Annotated in this window: 15 protein-coding genes and 1 pseudogene; all 16 read left to right on the top strand. The window is 48.6% G+C overall.

Annotation, left to right across the window (positions count from 1 at the left end; all coding sequences use genetic code 11):
• Positions 1 to 23: 23 nt before the first annotated feature.
• The 16 genes and pseudogenes from PSHG_RS03390 (at position 24) to dpsA (ending at position 19,652) form a co-directional block, all read left to right on the top strand.
• Entirely contained in the window at positions 24 to 4,355 is a 4,332-nt protein-coding gene (locus PSHG_RS03390) for a PolC-type DNA polymerase III (RefSeq protein WP_010269461.1), read from the top strand.
• Between the two features lie 209 nt (positions 4,356 to 4,564).
• Entirely contained in the window at positions 4,565 to 5,023 is a 459-nt protein-coding gene (rimP, locus tag PSHG_RS03385; protein WP_010269459.1) for a ribosome maturation factor RimP, read from the top strand.
• 24 nt (positions 5,024 to 5,047) lie between these two features.
• On the top strand, positions 5,048 to 6,145 hold the full coding sequence (gene nusA / locus PSHG_RS03380) for a transcription termination factor NusA (protein WP_010269458.1): 1,098 nt from the start codon (positions 5,048 to 5,050) through the stop codon (positions 6,143 to 6,145).
• A gap of 61 nt (positions 6,146 to 6,206) precedes the next feature.
• Positions 6,207 to 6,518 (top strand): RNase P modulator RnpM, encoded by a 312-nt coding sequence (gene rnpM, locus PSHG_RS03375; RefSeq protein ID WP_026021172.1) that lies wholly within the window; start codon positions 6,207 to 6,209, stop codon positions 6,516 to 6,518.
• Positions 6,505 to 6,825, top strand: coding sequence for a L7Ae/L30e/S12e/Gadd45 family ribosomal protein (locus PSHG_RS03370; protein ID WP_010269456.1), 321 nt, complete (start codon positions 6,505 to 6,507; stop codon positions 6,823 to 6,825). The genes rnpM and PSHG_RS03370 overlap by 14 nt, the downstream gene beginning before the upstream one ends.
• Position 6,826: 1 nt before the next feature.
• Positions 6,827 to 9,344: pseudogene (infB, locus tag PSHG_RS26500) on the top strand (translation initiation factor IF-2).
• A gap of 5 nt (positions 9,345 to 9,349) precedes the next feature.
• Complete coding sequence (gene rbfA, locus PSHG_RS03360; RefSeq protein ID WP_010269455.1) at positions 9,350 to 9,706, top strand: 30S ribosome-binding factor RbfA; 357 nt, start codon at positions 9,350 to 9,352, stop codon at positions 9,704 to 9,706.
• Positions 9,703 to 10,698: a DHH family phosphoesterase gene (locus PSHG_RS03355; RefSeq protein WP_010269454.1), complete on the top strand. Its 996-nt coding sequence runs from the start codon at positions 9,703 to 9,705 to the stop codon at positions 10,696 to 10,698. Before rbfA ends, PSHG_RS03355 begins: the two co-directional genes overlap by 4 nt.
• The gene (gene truB, locus PSHG_RS03350) at positions 10,695 to 11,603 is read left to right on the top strand and encodes a tRNA pseudouridine(55) synthase TruB (RefSeq protein WP_010269452.1); all 909 of its coding nucleotides are present in this window, start codon (positions 10,695 to 10,697) and stop codon (positions 11,601 to 11,603) included. The genes PSHG_RS03355 and truB overlap by 4 nt, the downstream gene beginning before the upstream one ends.
• A gap of 91 nt (positions 11,604 to 11,694) precedes the next feature.
• A complete protein-coding gene (locus PSHG_RS03345; RefSeq protein WP_010269449.1) occupies positions 11,695 to 12,660 on the top strand; it encodes a bifunctional riboflavin kinase/FAD synthetase in 966 nt (321 codons plus the stop codon).
• Positions 12,661 to 12,899: 239 nt separating this feature from the next.
• Positions 12,900 to 13,169, top strand: coding sequence for a 30S ribosomal protein S15 (rpsO, locus tag PSHG_RS03340; protein WP_010269443.1), 270 nt, complete (start codon positions 12,900 to 12,902; stop codon positions 13,167 to 13,169).
• Positions 13,170 to 13,442: 273 nt separating this feature from the next.
• Positions 13,443 to 15,527 carry a polyribonucleotide nucleotidyltransferase gene (gene pnp / locus PSHG_RS03335; protein WP_010269440.1) on the top strand — a complete coding sequence of 695 codons (2,085 nt, stop codon included), beginning with the start codon at positions 13,443 to 13,445 and terminating at the stop codon, positions 15,525 to 15,527.
• Positions 15,528 to 15,770: 243 nt separating this feature from the next.
• A complete protein-coding gene (locus PSHG_RS03330; RefSeq protein ID WP_042121093.1) occupies positions 15,771 to 16,820 on the top strand; it encodes a polysaccharide deacetylase family protein in 1,050 nt (349 codons plus the stop codon).
• Positions 16,821 to 16,831: 11 nt separating this feature from the next.
• On the top strand, positions 16,832 to 18,097 hold the full coding sequence (locus PSHG_RS03325; RefSeq protein WP_010269433.1) for a M16 family metallopeptidase: 1,266 nt from the start codon (positions 16,832 to 16,834) through the stop codon (positions 18,095 to 18,097).
• Positions 18,075 to 18,524 (top strand): dUTP diphosphatase, encoded by a 450-nt coding sequence (gene dut / locus PSHG_RS03320; protein WP_010269430.1) that lies wholly within the window; start codon positions 18,075 to 18,077, stop codon positions 18,522 to 18,524. The genes PSHG_RS03325 and dut overlap by 23 nt, the downstream gene beginning before the upstream one ends.
• A 234-nt stretch (positions 18,525 to 18,758) precedes the next feature.
• The gene (gene dpsA / locus PSHG_RS03315; RefSeq protein ID WP_010269426.1) at positions 18,759 to 19,652 is read left to right on the top strand and encodes a dipicolinic acid synthetase subunit A; all 894 of its coding nucleotides are present in this window, start codon (positions 18,759 to 18,761) and stop codon (positions 19,650 to 19,652) included.

Raw genomic sequence — 19,652 nt, 5'->3', positions numbered from 1 at the left:
TATTTTGTATCAGGGGGGAGATTATGAGCAGTCAGGGAGACAAGAGGAACCGGTTTGAGCTGTTGATGAAACAGTCGGGAATCTCTCCGGAGCATAAGAACCGCTATTTCGCAGACGGTCACATCGATAAGGTGGAAGTAAGTGCTGCCAATTCGGAGTGGACGATCTATATACATAAAGAAAGTCTCGTTCCGTGTGAGATTTATCGCGAGTTTTGCTATAGAATCAAAAGCAAGTTTGCTCATATTTCTACTGTGCGCTTTGTTTTTCAATATGTTGAAGGATTGGAGCGCTCGCAAATCATTGAAGAATATTGGCCGCTGATGATTGAGTGGCTGCAGCAGCATGTTGTTTCGGTAAACGGTTGGCTGAGCAAGGCCAGTCTAGAAGTTAAGGGCCAGGCCGTCACGTTATGGCTGCTGGACCAGATTGGCCTCGATCTGGCAAAGAAAAAAAATCTGGAGCAGTGGGTTTGCCGCTTCTATGAAGAATTCTTTCAGCTGCCGGTAAAATTATCGTTGGCAGTTAGCGAATCCAAGGAAGAGGAGTATCGCTTGTTCCAGCAAAAAATCGAAGAGGAAGGCAGAACAGTCACCCAGGAGCTGATGGAGAAAGTTGAACGCGAAGAGGAAGAGAGCAGCAAGCCTGATCCTTCTGAAGCGTTAATGATCGGCTATGAAATCAAAGACCAGCCGGTTTCCCTCCAGCTTGTCCAGGAGGAAGAGAAAAAGGTGACGATCCAGGGGATGGTGTTCGATCTTGATCGCAAGGAGCTGAAGAACGGAAGCACGCTTTTCTTGTTTAACCTGACGGATTTCAGCGATTCGATTGCGGTTAAAGCGTTCGCCAAATCGAAAGACGATGTGAAGTTGTACAGCTTGCTCTCCAATGGGAAATGGATAAAAGCGCGCGGCAAGGTGGAGTATGATCGCTTCAGCAATCCGCCAGAGCTGATGTTTGTCCCTCAGGATGTGAATGAAATCAAGCCTCCTCAAGAGAAGCAAGACAACGCTAAAGACAAGCGGGTCGAGTTTCATCTTCACACCAATATGAGTACGATGGACGCGCTGACACCAATAACCGAATACGTAAAAACGGCAGCAAAATGGGGACATAAAGCGATCGCGATTACTGATCATGGAGGCGTTCAGGCATTTCCTGAGGCCAATCATGCGTCCCATAAATTTGAAGATATCAAAATCATCTACGGTCTGGAGGCGAACGTGGTCAATGACCAAATCCCTGTCGTTTATGCTCCCCAGCCGCGGGGGTTGGCGGATGCTACTTACGTCGTATTTGATATAGAGACTACAGGGCTTTCCGTAATGGAGAACAAAATTATTGAGATCGCCGGCGTCAAAATGAAAAACGGGGAAGAGATAGAGCGGTTTACCCGCTTTGTCAATCCGCATGAACGCATCCCGTATCATATTACACAGCTGACGAATATTACGGATGATATGGTGGTTGGCGCCCCCGAGCTCGAGGATGTTTTGCCTGAATTTGTTGAGTTTGTTGGTGATGCCGTCCTTGTCGCCCATAACGCAAGCTTCGATATGGGATTCATTCAGCACAAATTAAAAACAATCGGACATGCGGAGCTTACTAATCCGGCGCTGGATACGCTGGAGATGGCCAGACTTCTCTACCCGGCGATGAAGAACCATCGGCTAAACACGCTGGCGGATAAATTCAAGGTCAGTCTGGAGAATCACCACCGCGCGATTGATGATTCCATTGCCTTGGGGGGCATCTTGTTCCATATGATCAAGGATGCAGCAGAGCGCGAACTTCATGATCTTCCGTCCCTGAATCAGTTCATGGGCCAGAATCTGACCAATACGCGTCCTTTCCACTGCTGTATCTATGCCTTAAACCCTATCGGCAGAAAAAATCTGTATAAGCTGGTGTCCTTATCCCATACGGAGTATTTCCATAGAGTGCCCTGCATTCCGAAACGGGTGCTGGATCAGCACCGGGAAGGGCTGCTGGTCATATCGGGCTGTGAAAAAGGCGAGTTTTTTGAAGCGGTGTTGAATAAATCAATGGAAGAAGCAGAGAGAATTGCCCATTATTATGATGTTCTCGAGATTCAACCGCTCGACTTCTATCTCCATCTCGTGGAAAAGGGACTGGTAGGCAGTAAACAGCAGCTGGAAACGACTATCCGCCGAGTTTGTGAGATTGGCGACAAGCTGGGCAAGCCGGTTATTGCCACAGGAAATGTCCATTACTTGCGGCCGCGGGATAAAATATGCCGGGAGATTACAATACAGGGGATCACCGGCTTCAGTCCGCTCAAAGATATCCGCAAGCCGGATGCCCATCTGCGGACTACGGAGGAAATGCTTCAGGAATTCGCCTTTCTCGGTGAGCAGAAAGCCTATGAGGTTGTGGTCAAGAACACATCCGAACTGGCAGAACGCTTCGAGAAAATGGAGCTGTTCCCGCGCAAAGGCGGTCCTACGGATAACGGGCTGTTCTCGCCAATCATCGAAGGGGCGGATGACGAAATCCGCAACACTTGTTATGCAACGGCAAAGAGCATCTATGGAGACCCGCTGCCGCAAATAGTGATCGACCGCTTGGAGAAGGAGCTTCGTCCTATAATCCAGTACGGCTTCTCGGCCAACTATCTGATCTCGGAAAGGCTCGTGAAGAAATCAAATACGGACGGCTATCTGGTTGGCTCCAGGGGATCGGTCGGATCATCCTTCGTAGCTACGATGTTAGGCATTTCGGAAGTTAATCCGCTTCCCCCGCATTATATTTGCGCGGAATGCAAATACAGCGAGTTTTTTACAGACGGTCGCATCCCGAGCGGCTTTGATCTGCCGGATAAGGAATGCAGCCAATGCGGCGGCAAGCTTCGGGGGGAAGGCCAGGATATCCCGTTTGAAACCTTCCTCGGGTTCAAGGGGGACAAGGTTCCGGATATTGACCTTAACTTTTCCGGTGAATATCAGGCGGAAGCCCATAATTTTACGAAAGAAATTTTCGGTGAAAAAAATGTGTTCCGGGCAGGAACGATTGGAACCGTAGCTGAAAAAACGGCATTCGGCTTTGCCAAGAAGTACGAGGAATTAAAAGGCGCGTCCTGGCGGAACGCGGAAATTCGCAGACTGGCTGCAGGATGTACAGGGGTTAAGCGCAGCACGGGCCAGCATCCTGGAGGCATCGTCGTTGTCCCTGATTATATCGAAGTTGAAGATATCACACCGGTGCAGTATCCTGCGGACGATACTTCCGCCGAATGGAAGACAACGCATTTTGACTACCACGCCTTCGACGAGAACCTGTTGAAGCTGGATATATTGGGACACGATGATCCGACTATGATGCGTATGCTGCAGGATTTAACAGGCGTGGATCCGACTACAATTCCGATGAATGATCCGAAGGTCATGAGCGTATTCCATTCCACCGAAGCTTTGGGTGTGACCCCGGAGCAAATTCGCTCACCCGTCGCCACCTTCGGCGTACCGGAAATGGGGACGAAATTTGTGCGGCAGATGCTTCAAGAGACGCAGCCTTCAACGTTCGCCGATTTATTGCAAATTTCCGGACTGTCGCACGGAACTGGCGTATGGCTGGGAAATGCTCAGGAGTTGATTCGCAACAATACCTGCACGATCAAGACGGTTATCGGTTGTCGTGATGACATTATGCTTTATTTGATCTACAAAGCAGGAATGGATGCCGGGCTCGCTTTCAAAATCACGGAAAGCGTACGGAAAGGTAAAGGACTCACTGATGAGTGGAAGCAGGATATGAAAAAGCATAAAGTACCGCAGTGGTATATAGATTCCTGTGAGAAAATTGAGTACATGTTCCCGAAGGCTCACGCAGCAGCCTATGTCATTTCAGCTGTTCGCACGGCTTATTTCAAGGTTTATCATCCGATTGCCTTCTATGCGACTTATTTCTCGGTCAGAGCTGAGGACTTTGATGTAGAATTGTTCTGCCAAGGCTATGATGCTATACTCCGCAAGCTGCTGGAAATTGAGGAGAAAGGCTTTTCTGCTACTGCCAAAGAGAAGAGCATGATTTCTATTCTTGAAATGGGGCTTGAGATGACGGCCAGGGGCTTTACATTTCGGCCTATTGATTTGCTGCAATCTGATGCTACTCGCTTCAAAATCAAGGAAGATTCCTTAATTCCTCCTTTCTCCGCCGTACAGGGAATTGGAGAAAATGCGGCCAAGCACATTGCTGCGGCTAAAGAGGGCGGCGAATTCTTATCCATGGAAGATTTCCAGGTTCGGGCCAAGGTATCCAAGACCGTGATGGAAATTTTAAACGGGATGGGCTGTTTCCGCGGACTGCCGGAAACAAATCAGCTGTCCTTGTTCTAGGCGGCCAGGGGCGGGAAAGGCCGCCGGGCTAGGCGTGCCTATAGATTTTTCTTGTAAGGAAAACTTTGTTATGCTATAATTTTTTTGGTAATAATGATGATATGCATTCGCTTTTATGAGAGTGGGGAAACCCACTCTTTACATTTTGATATAGCCAAATATCCGCTTAGGACGACCGCAGGCTGTTGAAAGCAAGGGGGGTTGAAGACATGAAGTCATCCATTAAGGATGTAGTTGGAGAAATGGTTACACCTTTTCTGGAAGAAAATCATATGGAGTTAGTGGATGTTGAGTACGTCAAGGAAGGAAGCAATTGGTTTCTCCGCGTGTACGTAGACAAGGAAGGCGGCATCGACATTGAGGATTGCGGCCGGGTAAGCGAATTTCTAAGCGCGCAATTGGATGAAAGAGATCCTATTCCGAGCGCTTATTTTCTTGAGGTGTCCTCACCCGGTGCGGAGCGTCCTCTGAAGAAGCCAAGAGATTACGAGAGAGCGGTAGGCAAACATGTTCTGGTGACCGTCTACGAGCCCGTAGACGGGTTGAAAGAGTTCGAAGGAACGCTAACTTCATATGACGAGACCGGGCTGGCTGTTGCCATTGGCCAAAAAACATACCGGATTCCTGCGGATAAGGTGGCAAGCGCCAGACTGGCTATTGTTTTTTAATATGAAAGGGGGAACAGGGAGTTCATGAACACGGATTTTATAGAAGCGTTGCATGAAATCGAAACAACGAAAGGAATCAGTAAGGATATTCTGATTGAGGCGATCGAAGCCGCATTAATCTCCAGTTATAAGCGCAACTTTAACACAGCTCAGAATGTCAGGGTTGATGTCAATCGTCAGACCGGAGTGATTAAAGTATACGCCCGTAAAACCGTGGCGGAAGAAGTGCTCGATCCTCGCTTGGATATTACGATTGAAGCGGCTAGGGATATTAATCCTAATTATCAGCTGGGGGATATCGTAGAAATCGAGGTAACTCCTAAGGATTTCGGACGTATTGCGGCCCAAACGGCCAAGCAAGTCGTCACACAGCGAATCCGCGAAGCGGAAAGAGGATTAATCTATAACGCTTTTATTGAAAAAGAAGATGACATCGTTACAGGAATCGTCCAGCGGCAGGATACCCGTAATATTTATATCGATCTCGGCAAGGTGGAAGCGGTGCTGCCGTTAAACGAGCTGATGCCTACCGACAAGTTCAAGCATGGTGACCGTATTAAGACCTACATCACTAAGGTGGAAAACACAACCAAAGGGCCGCAAATCTTTTTGTCACGTACTCATCCCGGGCTTTTGAAAAGATTGTTCGAGCTTGAGGTGCCAGAGATTTTCCAAGGTGTTGTGGAGATCCGCTCAGTATCGCGTGAAGCAGGCTTCCGTTCAAAAATCGCCGTGTATTCCCGGGACCCGGAAGTGGATGCTGTCGGTTCCTGTGTAGGACCTAAAGGTGTCAGGGTGCAAGCCATTGTGACTGAGCTAAAGGGTGAAAAGATCGATATTGTTCGCTGGTCGGAGAATGTGGAGGAATATGTAGCAAACGCTCTTAGTCCTTCCAAAGTGATTGAAGTCAATGTCTTTGAAGAAGAGAAAATGTCCCGTGTCATCGTGCCGGACTATCAGCTTTCCTTAGCGATCGGAATTAAAGGTCAAAACGCTCGTCTGGCTGCGAAGCTGACGGGATGGAAAATTGATATTAAGAGTGAAACTCAAGCCGAACAGGAGTTTGGCAGAGAGCGTACATTTTCTGAAGAGATGCCTCAGGATTCGGCCAGCTTTGACTAAGCATTTTACGGCCTAAATCTCTGGGGCTATTCATAAGGCAGTAAAAAAGCGGGTGATAGATATGCGGCCAAGGAAAGTGCCATTGCGGAAATGTGTAGCTTGCCAGCAAATGAAAACGAAGAAAGAACTGATTCGTGTGGTTAAGCCTCCCGAAGGTGAGATCGCAATTGACCTGACCGGAAGGAAAGCGGGCAGGGGGGCCTACTTATGCGGGGCGGTGGATTGTTTCAAGCTGGCTAAAAAAAGCCGGGCGCTGGATAGAGCCCTAAAACAAAGCGTCAGCGATGAGCTGTATGATCAATTGGAACAGGAATTTATCCGGGTGGAAGATGATTTTGCAGCGGGTAAAGGTGATCGCAATGTCGTCGAATAAACTGTTGTCCAACCTGGGGTTGGCGATGCGGGCCGGTCAGCTGGTTACCGGTGATGAAGGTGTGCTTGATGCGATACGAACAGGCAAGGCTTGCTTGGTAGTGCTCGCTGCGGATGCCTCGGAGAAAACGCGTAAGAAGTTTAAGGATAAATGCAGCACGTATCAGGTTCCCATCATCGAATACGGGACTCGGGAGCAGCTCGGCTCCAGTGTCGGTAAAGGGGAACGGGTGATAATGGCAATAACCGATCCCGGATTTGCACGATTGATTGCCAAGCATAAAGCAAATCTAGCGGAGGTGGAGTGATTTGAGTAAAGGCGAAAACAAGGAAAAGTTAAGAGTATACGAATACGCTAAGTCCTTAAATATGAGTAGTAAAGAAATTATTACTATTCTCAAGAGACTGAATATATCGGTGAACAATCACATGAGTGTGATGGAGAACGAGGCGGTCGAAGCGGTTGAAAAATTCTTCCGGGACATTAAAGCCAATGCAGCGGCCAAGCGTGCTTCTGAAGAGCAGGCCGCGATCAGCTCGGCTCCATCCACTCCCAAGAAGCAGGGGGAAAAGCCTTTGGCAGGAGAACAAAAAGAAAGATCGAATCAAAGCAGCCGACAAGGCCAGCAAAATCAACAAACACGACGTAAAACCGGGACAACTGCCAGCTCGAATGCAGGGCAGGGACAGCGTGCAGGCATGGGAGGCCAGCGTGATTCCAAACCGCAGCAGAGCACGCCAAAATCACAGCAGGATAACCGGAATCAGCGAGGCAGGCAGGACTCGGGTGCCGGACGCACGGCTCAAGCTTCGGGTGCAAATCGTCCGGGAGGCCAAGCGAATCGTCCGGCAGGCCGCAACTTCGATGGCAAATTGCCGAAGAGCAATGCTGTGCCGGGTGTAGACGAGCTGGACATTAAGGCTAACGAAGGTGTCAACAATCGTAAGACGAAGCCAAATCAAAGAAGGTTTGACGATAATCGCGTAAGCTCGACCAGAGGCGGCGGCAATCGCAACCAGCGAGGTAATAGAGGGCGGAATCAGCAGCCGACGGTTAAAAAGAAAAATCGATAACACACCTAAGAAAATCATTGTACGCGGCACGATGACCGTAGGCGATCTGGCTAAGCTGCTCCACAAGGATGTGTCGGAGGTTATTAAAAAGCTTCTGTTCCTTGGCGTGATGGCGACCATAAACCAGGAGCTGGATTTGGATACTATTCAATTGATTGCCGATGAGTACAAGGTTGAAGTGGAACTCAAAATCCCTGTAGATGAGGAAAACTTTGAGCTTCAGGAAGAAGTGGATGATGAAGCTGATTTGGAAGTTCGCCCTCCGGTTGTGACCATTATGGGGCATGTCGACCACGGAAAGACGACTCTGCTGGATGCGATTCGTTCCACAAGTGTGACCGAAGGGGAAGCCGGTGGAATTACTCAGCATATCGGTGCATACCAGGTTGAGGCACAGGGCAAGAAGATCACTTTCCTGGATACACCGGGCCACGAAGCGTTCACAACGATGCGGGCACGGGGAGCCCAGGTAACGGATATTACGATCTTGGTTGTAGCCGCTGATGACGGGGTCATGCCGCAAACGGTCGAAGCGATCAGCCATGCCAAGGCAGCTAATGTACCGATCATCGTGGCCGTAAACAAGATTGATAAGCCGGAAGCCAATGCTGACCGGATCAAGCAGGAATTGACCGAATATGAGCTCGTTCCCGAGGAATGGGGAGGGGATACGATCTTTGTTAATGTATCCGCCAAACAGCGGGTCGGACTCGAGCAGCTTCTGGAGATGATTCTTCTTGTAGCCGAGGTTCAAGAACTGAAAGCTAATCCGAATAAGCGGGCCAGAGGTACGGTCATTGAAGCGGAGCTCGACAAAGGCCGCGGCCCGGTGGCGCGCGTACTCATTCAGCACGGAACTTTGAAAGTGGGAGACAGCTTCATAGCCGGGGTATGCTTTGGCCGGGTTCGCGCCATGGTCAATGATAAAGGCAAGCGGCTCAAAGAAGCGGGGCCGTCTACTCCAGTGGAAATTACGGGATTGGCGGAGGTGCCGCAGGCAGGAGACCCGTTCCTGGCTTACGAGGATGAGCGCAAGGCCAGAGCGATCGCCGAGAAACGCGCAATCTCGCTCAAGCAGGCGGAAATTGGCGCCAATACTAGAGTCACCTTGGACGATCTTTACAAGCATATCCAGGAAGGCGAAATGAAAGACTTGTTCGTCATCATCAAAGGGGATGTGCAAGGTTCGGTTGAAGCTCTCAAAGGCTCTCTGGAGAAGATCGATATTGAAGGGGTTAGAGTTAAAATCATTCATACCGGGGTCGGTGCGATTACCGAATCCGATATTATACTGGCTTCTGCGTCCAATGCGATTGTCATCGGCTTTAATGTCCGTCCGGAGCCGCAGGCCAAATTAACTGCAGAACAAGAGCAGGTTGATATCCGTCTGCACAGAGTTATTTACAATGTCATTGAGGAAATTGAATCCGCAATGAAAGGCTTGCTGGATCCTGTATACAGAGAAAATGTTACAGGTCATGCCGAAGTCAGAAACACCTTTAAAATATCTAAGCTTGGTACTATTGCCGGCTGTATGGTGACCTCGGGTAAAATTACGCGTAATGCTGAAGCTCGCCTCATACGTGACGGTATCGTTGTTTATGAAGGCAAGCTGGATTCCTTGAAGCGATTCAAGGATGACGCGAAAGAAGTAGCCCAGGGCTATGAATGCGGGATAACACTGGAGCGTTTCAACGATATTAAAGAAGGAGATATTATTGAGGCGTTCGTTATGGAAACGGTAGAGAGGTGATAAATATGGCCAAAATTCGCACAGGCCGGGTGGCTGAGCAGATCAAGAAAGAGCTCAGCCAGATTCTGCAAAGCGAATTTAAGGACCCCCGGGTCGGGTTTATAACTTTGACCGGGGTGGATGTGACGAATGATTTATCTCAGGCCAAAGTTTTTTTAAGCGTGATGGGAACAGAAGAGCAGAAGGAGGAGAGCTTGCGGACTTTGACGCGCGCCTCCGGTTTCCTGCGCTCGGAATTGGCTAAGAAGATTCGGCTTAGAGTTATGCCGGAATTGTTGTTCAAGGTCGATTCCTCCATCGATTACGGCTCGCATATAGAAAAGCTGCTGCATGAGATTCAAGAAGAGGAACCGGATAAATGAAGGAGTGGCGCAATCTTCCTTATGAGCAGATGCTTAAAGCCGCCACAGCCTTTATCCAAAAGCACGACCGTTTTTTAATTGTTTCGCATGTCAATCCCGATGGCGATGCGATCAGTTCCACTTTGGCTGTCGCCTATATGCTTAAACAGCTTGGTAAAACGTATATAGCAGTCAATGAAGATGACATTCCTGAGCGCTTTCGTTATTTGTGGGGGTATGAGGATTGGCTAAGGACCGAACAATTGCCGCCCGATGCAGTCTACGATGCGGTCATCAGTGTGGATTGTGCGGATTATGCCCGAATCGGGACTTTGAAAGATAGACTTTCCCCTGCAACGCCTCATCTGAATATTGATCATCATTCGACCAATAACGGGTTTGGTTCGGAAGTATTGATTCGCGAAGAAGCGGCCGCAACCGCTGAAATATTGGATGACTTGGCGGATTTCCTTGGAGTGACATGGAGCAAGGATTTGGCGGATTGCATCTATACTGGACTGCTTACCGATACAGGAGGATTCCGGTATTCCAATACAAGTCCCGCTGTTCTCCGCAAAGCCTCCAGGTTGGTAGAGAGAGGAGTTCAAGCGAGCGAACTGGCCCAATGCTTGCTTGAGCAGATTACCTCAGCCCATGTACAGCTGCTGCAAAGAGCATTGTCTCGCTTGGCTTTTGAGTTTGACGGCAAGCTGGCATGGATCTATGTTACCCTTCAGGATATTGCCGAGACAAAAGCATCTAACGAAGACCTGGAGGGACTGGTAAACTACCCTAAAAACATAGAGGGGGTAGAAACCGGTATGCTATTGAAGGAAGTTTCGGAGGGTGTGTATAAGGCCAGTTTGCGCTCGCATGCCATAGTCGACGTGGCCAAGGTCGCCCAGCAATTTGGCGGTGGCGGGCATAAACGTGCTGCGGGATGCACCATTGAAGGGACATTGCAGGAAGCAGCCGAACAATTGGTTAAGGAAGTAGGTTTGGTTCTTAAATGAGTCTTGAAGGGGTATTACCGGTGCTTAAACCGGTAGATTATACTTCACATGATGTTGTTGCCAAGGTTCGCAGGCTTTCGGGCCTAAAGCGGATCGGGCATACCGGTACGCTCGATCCCAAGGTGACGGGCGTGCTTCCTCTGTGTCTGGGCAGAGCGACTAGAGTGGTAGAATATATTCAAGATATGCCCAAAACCTATGAAGCCCAATTAACGATTGGCCTGGCTACGGATACAGAGGATCTTACCGGCGAGATCATTGACAGATGTGAGAAGGTGCAGGTTACCCGGGAGCAAATTATTGAAACGCTGCAAAGCTTCAAAGGTACGATAGAACAGATTCCTCCTATGTATTCGGCAGTAAAAGTAAACGGTGAGCGCCTGTATGATCTGGCCCGTAAGGGCAAGCATGTGGACAGGCCGTCCCGACAAGTTACCTTGTATGATATTGAACTGCTAGACATTGATTTGGAGAAGGATTATCCGGAGATTCGTTTTCGTGTGCAATGCTCCAAAGGCACTTACATTCGAACACTGTGCAGTGATATAGGCAAGAAGCTGGGGTACCCGGCAGTGATGTCTCATTTAGTGCGGACTTCGACAGGCTCCCTTTCTCTTGCCGACTGCTTGACCATAGATGAAATCGAGGCCCATTGTTCTCGTGGAACACTTGGTACAGTCTTGATTGCGACAGATAAGGCGATTCCCCATATCCCGGCCGTTAACGTCACAGATCAACTAGCGGTACATGCCTTGCAAGGAAAGTCGATTTCTGCTGGCGGCTCCTTGGCCGATCCAATCGATCAGGCTTTGTATCGTATCTATTCCGATGCGAACGGTTTTTTGGGCTTGTTCCGCTGGGATGCAGGAAGCGAGCGTCTAGTTCCAGAGAAAGTTTTTAATTGAAACAATGAGCCCAATCAAGCGAGTGGGCTGCTCCGATCTGTCGTCCAGCAGGGAGAGCAGGGAACAACTGAATGGCAGGTGAAAACACTAGATGAATACATTTCCTATTCGTTACCCGGGTGCTCCCTTGCCGCAAGCTGGGATGCCTGAGCAGGTGGTGTTAGCTATTGGTGATTTTGATGGGGTGCATCAAGGTCACCAGCAAGTAATTCGCCGGGCGGTGGAGCGAGCGAAGCAAGCGGGTCTTCCATCCGCTATGATGACGTTCGATCCCCACCCACGGCTTGTTCTCGGGCACACCCAGTACGAAGCTTGTTTGACCCCGTTAACGGTCAAGCTTGAAATCATGGAATCACTGGGACTTGATTATGCTTATGTCGTAGATTTTCACGAGCAGTTTTCCCGGCTGACCGCTGCTCAATTTGTTGAAGAAGTGCTGCTGCCCTTAGGTGTGCATTCTGTTGTCGTTGGCTTCGATTTCTCATTTGGCTATCAAGGCAGGGGAACACCGGATACTTTGGCCGAAATGGGGCACAAACAGTTTGCGGTCGAAGTGATAAGACCCTTTCATCTTCATGGGGAAAAAGTGAGCAGCACACGGGTACGGGAGAATTTGCTGAGCGGACGGGTCAAGGAAGCCAATGAGCTGTTAGGCCGTCCCTACAGGATGAGAGGCAAGGTTGTTACAGGCGAGCAGAGAGGACGCAAGCTGGATTTTCCAACTGCTAATATTGAGCTTGCGGAACCGTATTTTCTTCCCCCTAACGGTGTCTATGCCGTGACCGTTACTTATGAAGGGGAAAAAAGTATGGGGGCCGCCAACTTAGGGATTAAGCCGACATTCTCTGATCAGCGAATTCTTCCCGTATTGGAAGTCCATCTGCTGGACTTCTCCGGAGATTTGTATGGCCAAACATTGGATGTGGAGTTCCATGCTTTTATCAGGAAAGAAAAGAAATTTCCATCTATTGATCATCTGGTCTCACAAATCCGTAAAGACGTTCGGCGGGTAAGGGAAGAGCTGTCCTTTGTGCTGAGCCAGAAGGAAAGCGGATAACAGTTAGGCCATGATCAGAGACTCATTGCTTGCGGCAAGCTTCAACGGGAGTATAGCTGTCTGAAATAATTTTGCTTCGAGCTCTCTGGTGTGATATACTGAGTTGTGGTCATAGGAGCTGGCCTGCTAACCAGCAGGCTCCATTGATCCATGATCGGAACCACAGCATGGAGGCTAGCTGCTCCGGCGGTTTCTGGGCTGTTGGCGATTATTATTGAACGATTAGAGGAGGTGACAGGATGGCACTTACGCAAGAACGCAAACAAGAATTGATTCAAGAACATAAGGTGCACGACTCGGATACCGGATCTCCGGAGGTTCAAATCGCTATCCTTACAGAGAACATTGTCAATTTGACGGATCATTTGCGCACACATAAGAAAGACCACCATTCCAGACGCGGTCTGTTGAAGATGGTTGGTCAGCGCCGTAAGCTCTTGGCTTATTTGAAAAACAAAGATGTCAAGCGCTACAGTGCACTGATTGAAAAGCTCGGTCTGCGCAGATAAATTTAACAGGGGAAAGCAACCTTTGTTTCTTCATGCAGTTCATCTGCATAGATGACAGAAGGTTGCTTTTTCTCATATCCTCGGATAGACCTGACTGGCTGCCGCCAGACAGCTGTCTTTTAAGTTGATGCATGTATTGGATGCGGATGTTTTTGCAAAAACAGACGAATTGCAAAGTATAATTCCTTAAGGAAAGTCAATCGTAGATAGTAAGAAGGAATATAGGGTTTACATGCAGAATGTAGATACATCCCATCATAGCAGGAGGTTTATATGGAGAAAAAAATACATATGGAGCTGGGAGGAAGACCTCTCGTCCTAGAAACCGGGCGATTGGCCAAACAAGCAAACGGAGCGGTTATGGCTCGTTATGGCGATACAGCTGTGCTTTGTACTGTTACTGCTTCATCTGAGCCCAAGGATCTGGATTTCTTTCCTCTAACCGTAAATTACGAGGAAAGGCTGTATTCCGTTGGGAAAATTCCCGGAGGCTACCCGAAAAGAGAGGGCAGGCCGACCCAAAAGGCGATTCTTGCGAGCCGTCTGACAGACCGCCCGATTCGCCCGCTGTTTCCGGAAGGGTTTCGTAATGATGTGCAAATTATGAACATAGTGATGAGTGTCGAGCAGGACTGTTCACCGGACATCGTCGCCATGATTGGCACCTCAGCCGCATTGAGCATATCTGATGTGCCATTCAACGGACCTATCGGAGGCGTTATTGTTGGCCGTGTAGACGGTGAGTTCGTTATCAATCCAACCGTCGAGCAATCGGAGAAGACGGAGCTGTTTGTAGTAGTTGCCGGAACGAAAGACGCCGTTATGATGGTTGAGGCAGAAGCGCATGAAGTACCAGAAGAAGTTATGCTTGAAGCCATCATGTTCGGTCATGAAGAAATTAAGAAGATCGTCGACAAAATTGCTGAATTCGCGGAGGAGAATGGTAAGCCGAAGATGGAAGTTGTTCTCCACGAGGTTAATCAGGAAGTGAACGCTGCAGTTCGCGCCTATGCTTCCGAAAGATTAATTGAAGCTGTGCGCATTGAAGAAAAGCATGCCCGTCAGGATGCGATTGACGCGATTAATGAAGAAGCGATCGAGCATTTCACCACCGTGTACGAAGAAACCCCTGAATATCTTGCCGATGTTCGTGAGGTTCTGTATGACATCGTGAAGGAAGAGGTTCGCCGTCTGATTACTCATGATAAAATGCGTCCGGATGGAAGAAAGCTCGATGAAATTCGTCCGATCGAATGCGACACGGGACTGCTGCCAAGAACGCATGGTTCGGCGTTATTTACACGTGGACAAACCCAAGTATTAAGCAGCTGTACATTAGGGGCTTTAGGGGATGTTCAACTGCTTGATGGACTCGATTTGCAGGAAACCAAGCGGTTCATGCACCATTATAATTTCCCTCCGTTCAGTGTAGGAGAAGCCCGGCCATTACGAGCTCCTGGCCGTCGTGAAATCGGACATGGGGCTCTGGGAGAAAGGGCTTTGGAAATGGTCATTCCTGATGAGCAGCAATTCCCTTATGCGATCCGTCTTGTTTCCGAGGTGCTCGAATCGAACGGCTCCAGTTCGCAGGCCAGTATTTGCGCCAGCACGATGGCATTGATGGATGCAGGGGTTCCAATCAAAGCACCGGTTGCCGGTATTGCTATGGGCTTGATCAAGGATGGCGATCAGTTCTCGATTCTTACCGATATCCAAGGCATGGAAGATCACCTGGGTGATATGGACTTCAAGGTTGCCGGAACGGATAAAGGTGTTACTGCCATTCAGATGGATATCAAAATTGCCGGCATTAACCGGGAAATTTTGCAAGAGGCGTTAAACCAAGCTAAAGAAGGCCGGTTATTTATTCTGAACAAAATGCTGAGTCAGATTGAAAAGCCGAGAACCGAGCTGTCTCCATATGCCCCTAAAATCACTACCTTGCAGATCAATCCGGACAAAATCCGTGATGTCATTGGCGCCGGCGGTAAAATCATTAATAAAATTATTGATGAGACCGGGGTCAAAATTGATATTGAGCAGGATGGAAAAGTGTATATTGCCTCCTCCGATGCTGCCATGAACGAAAAAGCAAGGAAAATTATCGAAGATATCGTTCGTGAGGTTGAGGTGGGAGAAACGTATTTGGGCACAGTGAAGCGTGTTGAGAAATTTGGCGCATTCGTAGAGGTGCTGCCTGGCAAAGAAGGTCTGGTCCACATTTCCCAGCTATCTACAGAAAGGGTTGCCAAAGTAGAGGATGTTGTTTCGGTCGGCGACTCGATTACAGTTAAAGTTACGGAGATTGATTCGCAAGGAAGAATCAACTTGTCACGTAAAGCTACGCTCAACCAATAGTTTGTCACTTAAAACAAAATACGTTAAAATAAAGAGTCAGATCTATCTGTCTCTTTTTTCAATGTTATCGTAGTTTACGCAAAGGATTTCAATTTGCCGGTATTTCCAAATAGGTTCACCTGAGAACCCGCTTCTAAGCTTGACCCTTACCGCATACAATGGGACAAACCGAGTGCTCGTTCTTCTGACAAATTCTAAAGCAGAGGAACGAAACACCAAAACGCATGTCCTGGGGTGAAAGGTATGGGAAAACATAAACCTATGGCTATTTTGTTGTCCTTTACAGCGGCATTATTATTTTTATTCGGACAGCTTCCGTTCATGGACGAATTTTTTGGCCAGCTGAAACCGGGTGAACAGGAGAGCTGGCCCGCTGCGGCTTTAATAACTAATGGCCAGCGGCCAGTGCCTTCTACGGAAAGGGACGCTGTAGACCAGGAGCTTCTTGCAGCAATTCACAAGGAGGCCGAGCGCGGCAACGTGGCGCCAATTGATGCGTCTATTGATCGGGTGTGGAAAGCCATTCCCGGGTATAACGGCAAGGAAGTCGATGTGGAGAGATCTTTACAGCTGTCGAAGGATTGGACTCCGGGAGGTAAGCTGTCGTTGGTATGGAGGGAAGTCAGACCTCAGGTATCATTGGAGGATCTGCCTGTAGAACCAATCTACAAGGGCAATCCTAATAAACCTATGGTTTCTTTGATGGTTAATGTGGCTTGGGGAAATGAGTACCTGCCTTCCATGCTTAAAACGTTGGATGATGAAAATGTCCGGGCTACATTCTTTTTTGACGGAACCTGGCTGAATAAAAATATAGACCTGGCAAAAGAGATTGCCGAGAGAGGCCACGAAGTATCCAATCACGGATATTCCCATAAAGATATGAGCAGGCTGGGCCGTCAGCAGGCGATAGAAGAAATTGCAAAGACCGAAAAGCTCTTAAAAGAGGAGTTAGGGGTGGAAAATCAATGGTTTGCTCCCCCCTCAGGTGATTTTGATCAGGAGACAGTAGAAATTGCCCACGAATTGAAGCTTAGAACCGTATTGTGGACTATCGATACAGTGGATTGGAAGAAGCCGTCTCCAGACAGTATTGTCAATAAAATCAGTCGCAGACTGGAGCCGGGTGCCTTAATTTTGATGCATCCGACAGAATCGTCTTCCGAGGCATTGTCATCCATCATTCGTGAAGTCAAGGCGAGGGACATGGTGCTCGGTACCGTAAGTGAGCTCTTGTCTACGAATCGGGTACCGGACAAGGAAGATCGCTTGTTCTACGGGATTAACAATTAGGAGGAACAACAGTGATAAAAAAGCATCTTTCGAACGGAGTCAGAGTCGTCCTGGAGAAGATTGATTCCTGCCGGTCGGTGTCATTTGGCATATGGGTAAAAACAGGCTCACGCAATGAGAGCCCGGAACTAAACGGGATCTCGCATTTTATCGAACACATGCTTTTTAAAGGAACGGAGCGGTATTCGACCAAAGAGATTGCTGAAGTATTTGATGGCATAGGCGGCAATGTTAACGCATTCACTACAAAGGAATATACTTGCTACTATGCTAAGGTATTGGATGAGCATCTGCCGATAGCGGTCGATGTTCTGGCTGAAATGTATTTCAAATCCGTGCTGGATGAGGGTGAATTAACCAAGGAGCGGAATGTGATTCTTGAGGAAATTTCCATGTATGAAGATACACCGGATGATTTAGTGCATGATTTATTGGCTAAAGCCTCATATGGAACACATTCGTTAGGTTACCCTATTCTGGGCACAGAAGCGAATTTGCAGGCCATGACCTCGGCAACGCTGCGTGAATATATGAGCAAGCATTATACGGTAGAGAATACAGTAATCAGCGTGGCAGGGAATATTGATGATAATATTCTTGATTTGCTGGAAAGCCATTTCGGGTCTTTTGAACCGCATAACTCGGAGAGCGTAATCGTTCCCCCTGTGTTTGTGGCGGACTCCATCTATCACGAAAAGCAGACCGAACAGAATCATATCTGTTTGTCCTTGCCCGGGCTTCCCCTGAAGGACAGCCGTTACTACGGGATGATTCTGCTGAATAATACGATTGGCGGAGGGATGAGCTCCCGGCTGTTCCAGGAAATTAGAGAAAAGCGAGGTCTGGCTTACTCCGTTTATTCCTATCATAGCGCACATCTGGACAGCGGTTTGTTCACTATTTATATGGGGACTGCACCTAAGCAGACCGAGGAAGTACTCAAGGTTACTATGGAGCTGATGGAGGAACTCGTAGCCCGCGGGATAACCGACAAGGAACTGAGAAAGGGCAAAGAGCAGCTGAAAGGCAGCCTGATTCTCAGCCTGGAAAGTACCAGCAGCCGAATGAACCGGCTTGCCAAGAATGAAATGATGCTTGGCGAGCAAACCTCCATAGATGAGGTTCTTGAGCGGATAGAAGGCATTACCCTGGAACAAATCCAGGAAGTGATTACTGAACTATGCTCGCATCCGTTTGCTCTTGCGATGGTGGGGCAATCCGATGCGGCTTTGAGGACGTTTAGGAGGGATCAGCTTGTCAATACACGTACAAATTAAACGACTGCCCGGAAATGAGGATATTCCGCTTCCGAGTAAAATGTCGTCTTTGGCTAGCGGAATGGACATATATGCTGCGGTTACGGACAGTATTACCTTGCAGCCTGGAGAGCGGGGTCTCGTGCCGACCGGTTTTTGTCTCGCTATGCCAGCCGGGCTCGAGGCACAGATTCGTCCGCGCAGCGGGCTTGCCTTAAAGCACGGAATCACATCCTTGAACTCCCCGGGAACAATCGATGCGGATTACCGCGGAGAAGTTAAAGTGCTGTTAATTAATCATGGGCAGGAACCATTTGTCATCGAGCGCAAAGACCGGATTGCCCAAATGGTGTTTCAACAGGTTCCGGATGTAGAATTAATGGAGGTGGAGGTATTGTCCGAAACAGAGCGGGGAGAAGGCGGATTCGGACATACGGGAACGCAATAACGATAAGCGTGCGTGTTGAAAATAAAAGGGGACAAGCCTATTTAGCGAAACGATTATTAGAGCGGGTACAAAGAAACCTTACCCTTAATTCCAGCAAACATCCTGAGCAGATGGCTCAGGGTGTTTTTTTGCTTTCCGGGCAGATATCTTTATAGACTCTTGTACAGTCACCCCTCATTAGGCGCAAGCATAAACTGAGTTATCGAGATTGGAGAGGAAAAGGGTGTTAAACCGATGCTCACCGGATTACAAGTAACCTTTATTGGCGGTGACGCCAGACAGTTGGAAGTGATAGAGCGCCTGACGGAACTGGATGCTACGGTCCAGCTTATTGGTTTTGACAATCTGCAGTCTTCGTTTAGCGGGGTGGTGCGCGCCAAGCTGACGCCGGAAGCCCTTGTTTCCACCGACGCTGTTATTTTGCCTGCTTCAGGAATGGAAGAGGACGGTCAGGTAATGACTATCTTCTCATCGGAAGAACTTGTGTTGAAAACAACACACTTGGAGGCTATTCCTAAAACTTGCAAAATATTTACGGGTATTGCCAAGCCGGCTCTAAAGAAGCTGTGTGAGACTTATTCTATAGAAGTCGTGGAGCTATTCGAACGGGACGATGTGGCGATCTACAACTCCATCCCTACAGCCGAAGGTGCGCTGATGATGGCAATCCAGAATACGGATTTCACCATACACAACTCCAAAAGCATGGTTCTTGGTATGGGGAGAACGGGATTGACCATGGCAAGAACCTTAGCAGGACTCGGTTCCAAGGTGAAGGTTGGGGTTCGCAAGCCGGAGCATTACGCTAGGGCCTGGGAGATGGGCTTTACTCCTTTCTATACAAAGGATTTAGCCGATCACGTCAAGGATATTGACTTGATTTTTAATACTATACCGTCTATGATAATCACAGCGCAAATCATAGCTAAAATTCCTCATCGTGCTTTGATTATCGACCTGGCCTCCAAGCCCGGCGGCACCGACTTCCGTTTCGCGGAAAAGCGGGGAGTCAAAGCATTGTTGGCACCGGGATTGCCCGGAATCGTCGCACCGAAAACTGCGGGGCGTATTATTGCTAACACCCTTGGCCGTCTGTTAATGGAAGATTCGGAAAAGGGAGGAAGATGA

Source organism: Paenibacillus senegalensis JC66, from assembly GCF_000285515.1.
GTDB lineage: Bacteria > Bacillota > Bacilli > Paenibacillales > NBRC-103111 > Paenibacillus_L > Paenibacillus_L senegalensis.
The sequence above is the reverse complement of the archived record's forward strand: the minus strand, read 5'-3'. Positions and strand labels throughout refer to the sequence as shown.

Bases quoted from the DNA above. Each gene is read 5' to 3' on its own strand.
- PSHG_RS03355 (WP_010269454.1), top strand. From the start codon at position 9,703: ATGAAGGAGTGGCGCAATCTTCCTTATGAGCAGATGCTTAAAGCCGCC.
- PSHG_RS03370 (WP_010269456.1), top strand. From the start codon at position 6,505: ATGTCGTCGAATAAACTGTTGTCCAACCTGGGGTTGGCGATGCGGGCC.
- truB (WP_010269452.1), top strand. From the start codon at position 10,695: ATGAGTCTTGAAGGGGTATTACCGGTGCTTAAACCGGTAGATTATACT.
- rpsO (WP_010269443.1), top strand. From the start codon at position 12,900: ATGGCACTTACGCAAGAACGCAAACAAGAATTGATTCAAGAACATAAG.
- dpsA (WP_010269426.1), top strand. From the start codon at position 18,759: ATGCTCACCGGATTACAAGTAACCTTTATTGGCGGTGACGCCAGACAG.
- rbfA (WP_010269455.1), top strand. From the start codon at position 9,350: ATGGCCAAAATTCGCACAGGCCGGGTGGCTGAGCAGATCAAGAAAGAG.
- pnp (WP_010269440.1), top strand. From the start codon at position 13,443: ATGGAGAAAAAAATACATATGGAGCTGGGAGGAAGACCTCTCGTCCTA.
- PSHG_RS03345 (WP_010269449.1), top strand. From the start codon at position 11,695: ATGAATACATTTCCTATTCGTTACCCGGGTGCTCCCTTGCCGCAAGCT.
- rimP (WP_010269459.1), top strand. From the start codon at position 4,565: ATGAAGTCATCCATTAAGGATGTAGTTGGAGAAATGGTTACACCTTTT.
- PSHG_RS03330 (WP_042121093.1), top strand. From the start codon at position 15,771: ATGGGAAAACATAAACCTATGGCTATTTTGTTGTCCTTTACAGCGGCA.
- nusA (WP_010269458.1), top strand. From the start codon at position 5,048: ATGAACACGGATTTTATAGAAGCGTTGCATGAAATCGAAACAACGAAA.
- PSHG_RS03390 (WP_010269461.1), top strand. From the start codon at position 24: ATGAGCAGTCAGGGAGACAAGAGGAACCGGTTTGAGCTGTTGATGAAA.
- rnpM (WP_026021172.1), top strand. From the start codon at position 6,207: ATGCGGCCAAGGAAAGTGCCATTGCGGAAATGTGTAGCTTGCCAGCAA.